The sequence below is a fragment of the Luteimonas notoginsengisoli genome (genome assembly GCF_042648885.1).
In the GTDB taxonomy this organism is placed as follows: Bacteria; Pseudomonadota; Gammaproteobacteria; order Xanthomonadales; family Xanthomonadaceae; genus Luteimonas; species Luteimonas notoginsengisoli.
Window position 1 is genome coordinate 18,347 of the sequence record NZ_JBHRYF010000012.1, and the last position, 13,152, is coordinate 31,498.

11 protein-coding genes are annotated in these 13,152 nt (G+C 68.9%); 8 read left to right on the forward strand and 3 right to left on the reverse strand.

Annotated features, from left to right (window positions below):
- Positions 1-11: 11 nt before the first annotated feature.
- On the forward strand, positions 12-1,262 hold the full coding sequence (locus ACFOM9_RS13875) for a glycosyltransferase (RefSeq protein WP_386712050.1): 1,251 nt from the start codon (positions 12-14) through the stop codon (positions 1,260-1,262).
- Between the two features lie 88 nt (positions 1,263-1,350).
- Positions 1,351-3,297, forward strand: a complete 1,947-nt coding sequence (gene asnB / locus ACFOM9_RS13880; protein WP_386712053.1) for an asparagine synthase (glutamine-hydrolyzing) — start codon at positions 1,351-1,353, stop codon at positions 3,295-3,297.
- Positions 3,298-3,333: 36 nt separating this feature from the next.
- On the opposite strand, the gene ACFOM9_RS13885 is transcribed toward asnB, so the two are convergent.
- Positions 3,334-4,524 carry a PQQ-dependent sugar dehydrogenase gene (locus ACFOM9_RS13885; RefSeq protein ID WP_386712056.1) on the reverse strand — a complete coding sequence of 397 codons (1,191 nt, stop codon included), beginning with the start codon at positions 4,522-4,524 and terminating at the stop codon, positions 3,334-3,336.
- Between the two features lie 234 nt (positions 4,525-4,758).
- Between ACFOM9_RS13885 and ACFOM9_RS13890 the strand changes: the two genes are divergently transcribed.
- From ACFOM9_RS13890 to ACFOM9_RS13910, 5 genes are read left to right on the forward strand one after another with little or no spacing between them, the layout of a single operon-like run.
- Complete coding sequence (locus tag ACFOM9_RS13890) at positions 4,759-5,022, forward strand: acyl carrier protein (protein ID WP_386712059.1); 264 nt, start codon at positions 4,759-4,761, stop codon at positions 5,020-5,022.
- Between the two features lie 5 nt (positions 5,023-5,027).
- Entirely contained in the window at positions 5,028-6,590 is a 1,563-nt protein-coding gene (locus tag ACFOM9_RS13895; protein ID WP_386712062.1) for a class I adenylate-forming enzyme family protein, read from the forward strand.
- Positions 6,587-7,489: a peptide chain release factor N(5)-glutamine methyltransferase gene (prmC, locus tag ACFOM9_RS13900; RefSeq protein ID WP_386712065.1), complete on the forward strand. Its 903-nt coding sequence runs from the start codon at positions 6,587-6,589 to the stop codon at positions 7,487-7,489. Before ACFOM9_RS13895 ends, prmC begins: the two co-directional genes overlap by 4 nt.
- Before the next feature lie 16 nt (positions 7,490-7,505).
- Entirely contained in the window at positions 7,506-8,474 is a 969-nt protein-coding gene (gene nadE, locus ACFOM9_RS13905; RefSeq protein ID WP_386712068.1) for an NAD(+) synthase, read from the forward strand.
- Positions 8,475-8,477: 3 nt separating this feature from the next.
- The gene (locus ACFOM9_RS13910) at positions 8,478-9,542 is read left to right on the forward strand and encodes a hypothetical protein (protein ID WP_386712071.1); all 1,065 of its coding nucleotides are present in this window, start codon (positions 8,478-8,480) and stop codon (positions 9,540-9,542) included.
- Positions 9,543-9,558: 16 nt separating this feature from the next.
- On the opposite strand, the gene ACFOM9_RS13915 is transcribed toward ACFOM9_RS13910, so the two are convergent.
- Positions 9,559-10,593 (reverse strand): polysaccharide deacetylase family protein, encoded by a 1,035-nt coding sequence (locus tag ACFOM9_RS13915; RefSeq protein ID WP_386712074.1) that lies wholly within the window; start codon positions 10,591-10,593, stop codon positions 9,559-9,561.
- On the opposite strand from ACFOM9_RS13915, the gene ACFOM9_RS13920 reads away from it, so the two are divergent.
- Positions 10,592-11,506 carry a glycosyltransferase family 2 protein gene (locus tag ACFOM9_RS13920; protein ID WP_386712077.1) on the forward strand — a complete coding sequence of 305 codons (915 nt, stop codon included), beginning with the start codon at positions 10,592-10,594 and terminating at the stop codon, positions 11,504-11,506. The genes ACFOM9_RS13915 and ACFOM9_RS13920 overlap by 2 nt on opposite strands.
- 68 nt (positions 11,507-11,574) lie before the next feature.
- On the opposite strand, the gene ACFOM9_RS13925 is transcribed toward ACFOM9_RS13920, so the two are convergent.
- The gene (locus ACFOM9_RS13925; protein ID WP_386712080.1) at positions 11,575-12,969 is read right to left on the reverse strand and encodes a TIGR03013 family XrtA/PEP-CTERM system glycosyltransferase; all 1,395 of its coding nucleotides are present in this window, start codon (positions 12,967-12,969) and stop codon (positions 11,575-11,577) included.
- Positions 12,970-13,152: the final 183 nt, after the last annotated feature.

Sequence of the window (13,152 nt, forward strand, 5' to 3'; positions counted from 1 at the left end):
CCGACCTTCGAATGCGCATCCTCGTCGTCACGTCGCAGTTCCCCATCGCCGGCGAGCCCAATCGCGGCCGGCCGCTGCTGCAGACGATCAGCGCACTGTCGCGCCTGGCAGACGTGCGCGTGGTCAGCCCGGTCGCGATGTATCCGGCGTGGGCAAGGCCGAACAGCTACCTGTTCCGCGCACCCGATGCCACCACCCGCCAGGTCGATGGCTGCGAGGTGACGTACGCGCCGTACCCCGCGGTCCCGCTCCTGAGCAGGCCGCTCAACGGCTGGCTCTGCGGGCGCGCCGTGGGCCGCGCGATTGCCGGGTTCGCCCCCGACGTCATGTTGTCCTACTGGCTCTATCCGGATGCCTACGGGGCGATGCTGGCCGCGCGCCGCGCGGGGGTTCCCCTGGTCAGTGGCGCACGCGGCTCGGACCTGCGGGTCCGCGACCAGGTCAGCCGTCTGCTCACCCGCCCCGTGCTGTCTGCATCCAGGCGACTGCTCGTGGTCAGTGACGACCTGGGCAACGTCGCCGTGGAGCGTTACGACATGGACCCCGAACGCATCCGGGTCATCCCGAATGGATGCGACGCCTCCATCTTCCATCCCGCATCGCGCGCCGAGGCGCGCCGCGAACTCGGGATCGCGTCCGAGGCGCAGCTGATCGCCTACGTCGGCCGCCTCGTGCCGGAGAAGGGCCTGAACGAACTGCTCGACGCCGTGCAGTCGCTGTCGGGCGCCTGCCCGCAGCTCGAGCTTGCGATGATCGGCGACGGCCCGATGCGATCGGAGATCGCCGAACGCCTGCAGGCCGAGCCCCGCCTGCGGGTGCACATGGCCGGCGCGCAAGCACCGGCCGAGGTCGCGCGGTGGATGGCTGCGGCCAACCTGGTCACCTTGCCGAGCTACTCCGAGGGCCACCCCAACGTGCTGGTGGAGGCGCTCGCCTGCGGCCGCGCCGTGGTGGCGACCGACGTGGGCGGCATCCCGGAAGTGGTCGACGATGGCTGCGGCATCCTGGTGCGGCCACGCGATGCTGCGGCGCTGGCACACGCGTTGACCCGTGCGCTGGATCGGGACTGGGACGAAAAGGCGCTGTCGCGTCGCTTCTCCCGCGACTGGAACGCCGTGGCCAGCGATACGCTGCAAGCCTGCAAGGAAGCGGTTGGCGAAACGCGCCGCGCGCTGCGGGCCGATGTGCGCGACGCCGATGTCCGGGCAGCCGATGCCCAAGGGGCTGAAGCCGCGCATCGGGTGTCTTCCGTCCATTCCTGACTGCACGGTGCGGCGCTGATTTTCGGGGACATCCCCGGACCCGGATGCGATCGCGGTCGCATCCTCCAACACAAGGATCAGACATCGCGTGTGTGGAATCGCAGGTTTCAGTGGTCCGGATGTCACGCCCGATGCGGCGATGCCCCTGTTGCGGCGCATGATCGGGACGCTTGCGCACCGCGGCCCCGACGGATTCGGCTTCCATGCCGAACCGGGTGTCGGCCTGGCGCACGCGCGCCTGTCGATCATCGACCTGGCGACGGGCGAGCAGCCGATCCACAACCCGCGGCGCAACGTGTGGACGGTCTTCAACGGCGAGATCTTCAATTACGTCGAACTGCGGGCCGAATTGGAGGCCGCCGGCCACCAGTTCTACACGCGCTCGGACACCGAGGTCATCGTCCACCTGTACGACCGCTATGGCGACCGTTTCGTCGAATACCTCAACGGCCAGTTCGCCATCGCACTGTGGGACGGCGAGCGCCAGCGCCTGGTGCTGGCGCGCGACCGCGTCGGCATCCGCCCGCTGTTCCATGCCGCCGCTCACGGAAGGCTGTGGTTCGCCTCCGAACCCAAGGCGCTGCTGTGCGTGCTGCCGCAGTGCGGCGCGCTCGACCCGATGGCTCTGGCGCAGGCGCTGACGTACTGGTCGGCCGTGGACCCGGGCACGATCCACCAGGGCATCGAGAGCCTGCCGCCGGGCCACCTGATGGCGATCGAGCGCGACGGCAGCCACACGCTGGCGCGCTACTGGGACTGGACCTTCCCCGACGCCGGCGACACCCGCCCCTTGGCCGAATCGCGCACGCCGGAACAGGCTGCCGCCGAGCTTCGAGAGCTGCTGATCGACGCCGTGCGCCTGCAGCTGCGCGCGGATGTCCCGGTGGGCGCCTACCTCAGCGGCGGCCTGGATTCGTCCGGCATCGTGGCGCTGGTACGCGGCTTCACCCGCACGCCAGTGCGCACCTTCTCGGTGGCCTTCGACGATGGAGAGTTCGACGAAAGCCCGCACCAGCAGGAAATGGTCCGGCACCTTGGAACGGACCACACGACGCTGCGCTGCACACGCCGTGACATCGGTGAAGCGTTTCCCCGCCTGATCCGGCATGCGGAGACGCCGGTGCTGCGCACCGCGCCGGTGCCGCTGATGCTGCTGGCCGGATGCGCGCGCAAGCACGGTTACAAGGTGGTGCTGACCGGCGAAGGCGCCGACGAGGTCTTCGCCGGCTACGACCTGTTCAAGGAAGCCAAGGTGCGCCGCTTCTGGGCCAGGCAGCCCGGCTCGACGATGCGTCCGCGCCTGCTGCAGCGGCTGTACGGGTATCTCAAGAACTCGCCCGTCGGCAACCCGGCGTTCGCGCAATCGTTCTTCGGCCAGGGCATGGACTACATCGACCGGCCGGTGTTCGCGCACCTGCCGCGGTGGACCACGTCCTCGCGGGCGCTGTCGATGCTGGCACCCGAACTGCGCGCGGGGCTGGGCGACTGGGAACCGCTTTCGGCCTACGAGCGCACGCTGCCGCCGGAGATCATGCGCTGGAGCCCGCTGGCGCGCGACCAGTACGTCGAAGCCAAGTCCTTGCTCGCCGGTTACCTGTTGTCTTCGCAGGGCGACCGCGTGGCGATGGCCAGCTCGATCGAAGGACGGGTGCCGTTCCTCGACCATCGCGTCATCGAGTTCGCCAACCGGCTGCCGCCCAGCTACAAGATCCGCGGCCTGACCGAGAAGCACATCCTGCGCCTGGCGCTTGGCGGACTGCTGCCCGACAGCATCCTCCATCGCACCAAGCAGCCCTATCGCGCGCCCGACAGCCAGAGCTTCTTCTTCGACGGCAAGCCGCTGGACTACGTCGACGACCTGATGTCCGCCGAGCGCATCCGTTCGGCCGGCTATTTCAATGCTGCTGCCGTCGGCCGGCTGTTCGAGAAATGCCGCAGCGGCCGCGCGATCGGCTTTGCCGACAACCAGGCGTTCGTCGGCGTGCTGTCGACGATGCTGCTGCACGACCAGGGGAGATCCTGGGCGTCGATGTAGCCCCGCACGTCGCGATGTGCGACGGGCGCCGCGGCATCACTTCGCGCTTTGCGGCGCCACCGGCGCCAGCCGCAGCAGCTTGCCGTCGTCGGCGTCGACCAGCAGGTAGAGCGCGCCATCGGGCCCCTGCCTGACGTCGCGGATGCGCTGGCCGCGATCGGCCAGCAGGCGTTCTTCGTGCACCACGCGGTTGCCGTCCAGCTCCAGGCGGATCAGCGCGGTTCCGGCCAGCGCGCCCAGGAACAGGTTGCCTTGCCACGGCTCGAATGCCCGCCCGGTATAGAACGCCAAGCCGCTCAAGGCGGGGGACTTCTTCCAGTAGTGCAACGGCTGCTCCATCCCCGGCGCGGATGCGCCCACCGAGCCGGGCACCGGTTGCCCGTCATAGCCGAGCCCGTAGGTGATCACCGGCCAGCCGTAGTTGCGCCCGGCCTGGGGAATGTTGAGCTCGTCGCCACCCATCGGGCCGTGCTCGCTGGTCCACAGTTGCCCGGTTCGCGGGTCCAGCGCCGCGCCCTGGATATTGCGATGGCCGTACGACCAGATTTCCGCGCGCGCGCCGGCCTTGCCGACGAAAGGATTGTCGGGCGGGACGCTGCCGTCGGGCCGGATGCGCACGAGCTTGCCCTGCAGCGAGTCGAGCTGCTGCGCCTCTTCGGCCGCAACGCGCCCGTCGCCCAGCCCGATGAACAGGTGGCCCTTGCGGTCGAAAACCAGTCGCGTCCCGAGGTTGGTGCCCGCGGATCGCTTGGGCAGCTGGCGGAAGATCACCTGCACGTCGTCCAGCCGGTTTCCCTGCAGCCGTCCGCGCGCGACGGCCGCACCGGCAAGGTTCCCGCGCCAGTTGGCTTCCGCGTACGAAAAATAGACGAGGTGGTCGACGGCGAAACCCGGTGACAGCGCTACGTCGAACAGTCCCGCCTGGCCGTCGACGAACACCGCGGGCAAGCCTTCGATCGGGGCGGACACGGTGCCGTCGGCTCCGATGCGGCGCAATCTCCCCGGACGTTCGGTCACCAGCATGCCGCCTTCGGGAAGGAAGGCCAGCGACCAGGGGTGGACCAGCCCGGCCACCTGCTCGGTCACCGAATACCGCAGGCGTTCGGAGGCGTAGACCGTCGGCGTCGCGTCGACGACGTGGGGGCGGGTCGCGGGCGGCGCCGGCTGTCCGCCGCAGCCGGCGAGTACCAGCGCCAGCAACCATGGGCAACGTCTGGTCGGGGACATGTCCGTCCGCGCGATCGGAAAGTGCCGCGGATACTAGCACCGCGCCCCGCGCGCCCCACTACCGCCCGCGGCCGCCGGGGCGCGCTGCGCTGGCCGGAGAACGGGCCGGTCGACGTTTCATTCAACCGGGTGGGCACGCATTGCGACATCGCCGGATCGCCACGGATGAACTGCCGTGGCACGGCAAGCGCGCCCTGCCTCGAACATCCACCAAGCGCGACTCCGGAGCGACGCATGTCCACCGATGGTATCCAGACCCGCGAAAAGGTCCGCGGCTATATCCTCGAAAACCTGATGTTCAGCAGCAACGACGGCGACCTCGCCGACGGCGCCTCGCTCCTCGACCGGGGCATCATCGATTCAACCGGCGTGCTCGAGATCGTCCTGTACCTGGAGGAGGAGTTCCAGGTGAAGGTGAAGGACAGCGACATGCTGCCGGCGAATTTCGATTCGGTCGACAACATCGTCGGCTTCGTGTCGCGCCTGCAGTCCAACTGATGCCGATGCGCCCGCAACGCCTGCTGCACGAAGCCCTGCCGCGCGCCGCCGCTGCTGCCGGCGACAAGCCGGCCGTGATCGTGGAGGGCAGGGCCTACAGCTACGCGCAGCTGCTCGACGCCGCCACGCGGCTGGGTGGCGCGCTGCAGGCCCGGGGCGTCGCGCGTGGCGACCGGGTGGCGGTGTACATGGACAACACCTGGCCGTGCGTCGTGTCGATCTACGCAATCCTGATGGCGGGCGGCGCGTTCCTCGTCGTCAACCCGCAGACCAAGGCCGACAAGCTCGCCTTCATCCTCGAGGACAGCGGCGCGCGGATCCTGCTCAGCGACGGCCACCTGGCCGTGGAGATCAACGCCGCGCTCGCGCAGCTGCCCGCACCGCCCGTGCTGATCTGCTCCGGCGATGCGACTGCGCTGCCTGCCGCGTTGGCGTTCGACGACATGCTGGCGCAAGCGCCTTTGCAGGCCCTGGCCACTCCGACGATTCCGCTTGACCTCGCAGCCCTGATCTATACGTCGGGCAGTACGGGCAACCCGAAGGGCGTCATGCAGACGCACCAGTCCATGCTGTTCGCCACCGGCAGCCTGGTCGACTACCTGCGCCTGGATCCCGACGACCGCATCCTGTGCGCGCTTCCGCTGGCGTTCGACTACGGGCTCTACCAGCTGCTGATGAGCGTCCACCTGGGGGCGACGCTGGTGCTCGAACGCTCGTTCACCTATCCGGCGCAGGTCTTCGCCAGGATGCGCGAGTTCGAAGTCACGGTCTTCCCGGCCGTGCCGACCATGTTCGCGATGCTGCTCTCGTTCCATTCGCGCGAGCCGCTGCTGTTCGAGCATGTGCGCCGGGTCACCAACACCGCCGCCGCCCTGCCCGACGATTTCGGCAGCCGCCTGCGCGAGGTGTTTCCCGCCGCGTTGATCTACCGCATGTACGGCCTGACCGAATGCAAGCGCGTCAGCTATCTCGAACCCGAACTGGCCGAGAGTCGACCCGGCTCGGTGGGCAAGGCAATCCCGGGCACCGAGCTGTACCTGCTCTCGGCCCAGGGCGAGCCCGTGGCGCCCGGCGAAAGCGGGATCCTGTACGTGCGCGGACCACACGTGATGCTGGGCTACTGGAACCGGCCCGACCTGACCGCTCACATGCTGAAGCCGGGCAAGCTGCCCGGCGAGCGCGTCCTGTGCACGCAGGACCTGTTCCGCATGGACAGTGAAGGCTTCCTCTACTTCGTCGGCCGCAGCGACGACATCATCAAGACCCGCGGCGAGAAGGTCAGCCCTGCCGAGGTGGAGAACGTGCTGCATGGCATTGCCGGCGTGCGCGAGGCCGCGATCATCGGTGTTCCGGACGAGCTGCTCGGCCAGGCGATCCGCGCCTACGTCGTGCTCAACCCGGGCGTGACGCTGAGCGAACGCCAGGTCCGTGCGCACTGCAGCGCGCGGCTGGAGAACTTCATGGTGCCGCGCGACGTGGTGTTCTGCGAGGACCTGCCGAAGACGACGACGGGCAAGGTCAGCCGGAAGCTGCTGGCACAGGCCGACACCGAAGCCAGCCCGGCATGAACGATCTCTACGCCGATTTTTCCACGCAGCTGGCCGCGGGCCTGAACCTGTTGCCGGACAAGCCCGAGGAAACAACCGACAGCACGCTGCGTGCCCTGTGGCACGCGGCGGCAGGCCTGCCGCTATCCGCGTCGGCTGCCCTGCGTGCGCAGCTCCCGACGCTGGACGACGCCGCACAGCAACGCCTGCAGGCCTTGCTCGACCAGCGCCTCGCGGGGACACCGCTGGCGCACCTGACCGGCCGCCAGGCGTTCCTCGGTCTTGAACTGCTCGCCGGACCGGAAGCGCTCGTTCCGCGGCGGGAAACCGAGCTCCTCGGCCGCACCGCCATCTCGCTGGCGCGGGCGATGGCCGACGAGGATGGCGACGACGCCGGGCAACTGCGCGTAGTCGATGCCTGCACGGGCTGCGGCAACCTTGCACTGGCCATCGCCCACGCGCTGCCGGGGGCGCAAGTCGTGGGCGCGGACATTTCCGAGGAGGCCCTCGCGCTAGCGCGCCGCAACGCCGGGCACCTCGCGCTGCAGGATCGCGTCCGGTTCGTCGCAGGCGACCTGCTGGCCCCCCTGGACACATCCGAATTCCACGGCCAGGTCGATCTGCTGACCTGCAACCCGCCCTACATCAGCAGCAGCAAGGTCGCGCAGATGGATGCCGAAATCGCGGCGCACGAACCCGTGCTGGCATTCGACGGCGGCCCGCTGGGTGTCGGCATCCTGATGCGCCTGCTGCAGGACGCCCCGCGCTTCCTGCGCCCCGGCGGCTGGCTGGCGTTCGAAGTCGGCCTGGGCCAAGGCAGCTCGCTGGCGCGGCGCGTATGCGCCTCCCGCCAGTGGCGGGACGTGCGCGAGGTCGCTGACGAAACCGGAACCACGCGCGTGATCGCCGCGCGCGCCTGAGCCCAGGAAGGACGCTATGGAAGAGTTTGGACGCCACTGCCTCGACATCGACTGCGCCGCAGAAGAGCTCAGGATCGTCACCCGGTTGCGCGAGGCGCTCGCCGGCCAGCTGCACCGCCGCGGACTGGTGGTGGCGATCTCCGGCGGCATCGACAGTTCGGTCTGCGCAGCGCTCGCCGTGCGCGCGGTCGGCGCTCGCCGGGTGTTCTGCCTGATCCTGCCCGAACGCGATTCGGACACCGACAGCGCCGCGCGTGCGCAGCTGCTGGTCGACCACCTCGGCGTGGCCGTGGAGACCGTGGACATCGCCCCGACCCTGGACGCCATCGGCTGCTACGCGGCGCGCGATGCCGCCGTGCGCAAGGTCATCCCCGGCTACGCCAGCGACTGGAAGATGAAGCTGGTCATCGTCGGCGGCCTGGAAGGCGCCATCAACCGCTTCCGCATCGTGGCCGAATCGCCCGACGGGATGCGGCACGAAGCCGACCTGGGCCTCAACGAATACCTCACCGTCGTTGCCGCGACCAGCTACAAGCAGCGCATCCGCAAGACCATCGAATATTTCCACGCCGATCGCCTCAACTACGCCGTGGTCGGCACCCCGAACCGGCTCGAGTACGACCAGGGCTTCTTCGTGAAGAACGGCGACGGCGCCGCCGACGTCAAGCCAATCGCGCACCTGTACAAGACCCAGGTCTACGCGATGGCGCGGCATCTCGGGCTGCCCGACCGGCTGTGCCAGGCGCAGCCCACCACCGACACGTACAGCCTGGAACAGGGCCAGGACGAGTTCTATTTCGCCCTGCCCTACCGCGACATGGACGTCGCGCTCTGGGCGCTCAACCACGAGGTTCCGGTCGCCGATCTCGGCCGCGTGCTTGGCCTGGAACCCGCGCGCGCGCAGGCGGTGTACGACGACATCGGCAACAAGCGGCGCACCACGCGCTACCTGCACATGCGACCCCTTCTGGTCGAACCGGACTGATCCATGCACGTCACCGCCGCTCCCGTGGACGCTTACGCCTTGCAGGCCGGGGACGTGGTGGCCGATCGCGAGACCGTGCTTTCGATCTGGCACGGCAACCTCGGCGAGCAGGCCCACATGCGCGCCAAGTACGAATGGTTCTACCTGCGCTGTCCTTTCGGCGCGCCGGTCCTGCAGCTCCTGCGCCACGTGCCCGATGACGACATCGCCGGCACCTGCGCCGCGGGACGCCGCCGGATGGTGTGGCGCGGCGGGGACCTGCAGGCGGGCGTGCTGGTGGACCTCGCCGTGCGCGCCGAACACCGCTCGCTGGGCCCGGCGCTGGCGATGCAGAAAGGCCTGATCCAGGCGAGCCTCGAACAGGTCGGCTTCGTCTACGGCTTTCCCAATGCGCGCGCGACCGCAATCTTCCGACGGCTTGGAGCGCGCAAGCTGGCCGACATCGTCCGCCACGCCCGCGTGCTGCGGCCGGGCAGCTATCTTCGACGTCGCCTCCCCGCCTACCTGGCCGCGCCACTGGGGGCGGTGCTCGACCTGGGGCTGCGGGCGCGCGATGCGATCCGCAGAATCGGCGCCCCCCGCCTGCAAGCGAGCTGGAGCGACCGCGCCGATCCGCGCATGGACGACCTATGGGCGCGATCGCCACACGGTCCCGGTCTGCTTGCGGTTCGCGATGCCGAGCGCCTTCGCTGGCGCTTCGACGAAGCGCCGCTGGCGACAACCCGCTACCTGCTGCTCTCGGCCGACGATGGAGCCAGCCTCGACGCGTGGTTCGCGACCCAGGTCGTGGACGACGTGCTGCACGTGCGCGATTTCTGGTCGGTCGATGCCGCCACGGGCATCGGCAAGCACTGGCTGGACGCGCTGATCACCGCAGCGCGCCGCGTGGGCGTGGCCGCAGTCTCGGTGGAGCTGGCCACGCGCGACGCCATGCTGGGGAACTGGCGCGCGAGCGGATTCGTGGAGCGCTCCCGGCGTCCGATCTACGCCTTCTGGCGGACGGACCTGGATCCGGGAGAGGACGAAGGTTTCGACCTGCTGTTCACGTCCGCGGACGAGGACGAGTAGGCGCCACTTTGGCGCTTCAATCGCCCAGCCGTCCGCGCGCGCAGCGGAACAGTTCAAGCGCCAGCAGGTCGGGACGGAACCTGCCCGTCGCATCGACCACGGTATCGGTTTCGAAACCGGTCCGGCCAAGCAGCCAGCCGAGCCGATCGCCAACGGGATTGAGCAGGCGCCGGCTGGTGAACACCAGCTCGTAGCCCGCATCGCGCGCGCGCCGCGCGATGGCAGCGTCATGGGCGCCGTGCGGGAAGGACATGGATCTGGCAGCCGGCAGGTCGCTGCCCAGGCGCGCCTCCAGCGCCTGCCGCGCACCGCCGAGTTCGGCCTCCAGGTCGTCCACGCGGGTCATGCGCGCATGGGTCTTGCCGTGCAGGCCCAGGGCGATGTTCCCGGACTGCAGGCGCCTCAGGTCGTCCACGTCCACCATGTGGCGCAGGCCATCGTCCAGCACGTCGCCGAGCAGCGACGCCACGGCTGCAAAGCCCGCGGCGTCGAGCGCCTCGAGTCGCGCGATCTCGACCCGCAGCGCGTCGATGCTTTCCTCGCCGGCGGCGGCACGCGGTGCGGGCGAGCCGGCGATCGCATCGATGGCGGCCGAAAGCCCGGCCACCGTCAGCGCGCCGCGCCTCCAAGCGGCCACGATGGCTTCCTGCACGAACGGCTGCCGCGTGCCGATCACATCCGAGACGACGAACAGCAGCCCCGGAAAGCCGAACTTGCGCATCACCGGGAGGGCGTGGTCGGCGTTGTCGGACCAGCCATCGTCGAAGGTGACCAGCAGCGCGTTGCGCGGCAGAGCCCGGCCCTCGGCGCGCGATGCCAGCACCTCCGCCTCGGACACCACGCTGTAGTGCCTGCCGAAGAACGCCAGGCACTGGCCGAATACCTCGGTCGTCAACGTATAGTCAGGATCGCAGCTTGCAAAACGCGGATCGTCGGGCGGCAGGATGCGGTGGAACATCACCACCGTCAGCGTGTCGGCATTCCGGATCCGGTGGTACAGGCCGAGCAGTCCGCTGGCGTACAGCGCCTTCTTCGAAAGATCCTTGAGCATGGCAGACATCGTCCAGGTTTCAGCGATCATACCGACGTTCAACCGGCGCGAACTGGTGTGCCGCGCGATCGACTCGGCGCTGGCGCAGACCTTTCCCGTCGACGAAATCATCGTGGTCGACGACGGTTCCACCGATGGCACCGGACAGATGCTGCAGGACCGTTACGGGCAGCGCATCCGCTACGCCTGGCAGCCCAACGCGGGCGTGTCGGCGGCGCGCAACCTTGGCATGTCGATGGCCCGCGGACGCTACATCGCGCTGCTGGACAGCGACGACGAGTGGTTTCCCGAGAAGACCGCGCGACAGCATGCATGGCTCGAACAGCGCCCCGGCTTCGGCATGGTGGTGTGCGACATCGAGATGGTCGACGGCGAGCTTCAGGTCATCGGCATCTATCGCCGGCGCGACGTCATCCGCGAGGACGGCTGGGCGCTGCGCTGGGCGTTGGCGAACCCGGCGCTCGCGCCCGCGTCGACGCTGATGCGGCGCGAAGTCTACGAGGACATCGGCGGGTTCGACGAAAGCCTGCGGACCGCGGAGGACATCGACTATCACCTGCGCATCGCGCGACGCTGGCAGATCGGCGTGGTCGAGGAAACCCTGGTCCGCACGATGCGCGGGCATGAAGGCCTGTCGGCGCAGGCCCGCACGTACGACGACTACCTGCTGGTCTTCGAACGCGCCGCGGAGGCGGCCCGCGGCGTGGTCAGCGATCCGGAACGACGCGAAGCGCTCGCGATGGCCTACATCCGCAACGCCCGGGGCTTGATGCTCGGATCGCGCTGGGGCGAAGCGGCGCGCCTGCTGGCCAAGGCGTGGCGATGCGGGAACTTGGGCGTGCGCAGGCAGGTGTTCGCGCAACTCGCGTTTGCCGGCAGGCGCCTGGTGCACAACGTGCTCAAGCGGCACTGAGCCGGCGCCTCGACGGACCGGCAACCAGCACCAGGGCCGTGCCGCCCCGCCGCGGCGGCAGGCCGAAGTCAACGCGCCCCACGCCGGAACAGCACCACCTCCACCGTCTGCAGCAGGATCATCAGGTCCAGGACCAGGCCGTGGTTCTTGACGTAGAAGAGGTCGAACTTGAGCTTTTCCTCGGCATCGCGCACCGAAGCGCCGTAGGGATAGCGTAGCTGCGCCCAGCCGGTCAGGCCCGGCTTCACCGAGTGGCGCACGTTGTAGTAGCGGATCTCGGAGTTCAGCTGGTCGACGAACTGCGGCCGCTCCGGGCGCGGTCCGACGAAGCTCATGTCACCGCGCAGCACGTTGAACAGCTGCGGCAGTTCATCCAGGCGCGTGGAGCGGATGAAGCGGCCGACGCGCGTGGTGCGGTCGTCGTTGGTGCTCGCCCAGCGCGCGACGCCGTCCTTTTCCGCATCGGTGCGCATGCTGCGGAACTTGGCAAGCTCGAAGGCATGGCCGCTCTCGCCGACGCGGGTCTGCCGATACAGCACGGGACCACCCGATTCCAGCCACACGCAGGCCGCCACCAGCAGCATCAGCGGCCAGGTCACCAGCAACAGGGCCGAGGCCGCCACCAGGTCGAAGAAGCGCTTGCTCAGCTGTCGCGGCAACGAATGGTCGAAGCCCCCCGAGAAGACCAGGTTGGAAGGATCGACGACGTTGAGCTTGATCATGCCCGCCTCGCGCTCGAAGAACGCGGCAAGATCGGTCACGCCGATGCCGCGTTGCGCGCAGGCCAGCAGATCTTCCATCGGCACCCCGCCGCGGCGCTCGTCCGGCGCGATCACGATCTCGTGGATGTTGAGCGTATCGGCCAGCTCGACCAACGTCTTGTCGCTGGTGAGGAGCAGATCCTCCGAGACCCTGACCTCATGGCCGGGTACCGGCAGAAATCCGACCACGACGAACGACCTGCGATCGGAACTCCTGCGCAACCGGCTGTTGATCAGGTCGGCATGCCTGCCCGCGCCATAGACCAGCAGGCGTCGCTTGAACACGTCGGCACCGAACACCTGGTGCACCAGTGCGCGCGCCAGCATCACGGCCGGCAACCCCAGCAGCAGCGACATCGCCAGCACGCCACGACCGATGTAGGTCACCGGCAGCACGTAATAGAGCACCAGCAGCGCGATGCCGCCAAAGGCGAAGGACAACACCAGGCGCAGCAGGAAGTCGGTCCGGTTGAACCGCACGTGCGCCTGGTAGAGCCCGAACGCGGTCATCGATCCGGTGATGAACAGCGCCACCAGCGCCGTCCGGAACGGGGCGGTTTCGATGAACGCGGAGCGGCTGCCCGGATCGTCCATGAAACGCAGCCACACGGCGGCGCTCACGGCGAGCATCAGGAGCAGGAATTCGAGGACCCAGAGCACGCGGATCGCCCGGATGATGCGGCTGGAGGAACCCGGCTTCATGGCAGCGGCTCCCCGGCCGGCATCTCGCGACAGGACCTGTCGCAGTCACGGACCGGTCCGGCCGGGCCACCGCCGGCATTGGCGACCGGGGCCGCCGTGTCGTGCTTGATATGAAGATCCATGTTCCCCTGCTTCTACCGTCTGTTCGCTCCTCCTATGAACGAGGCTTGCTGCAATGACCGG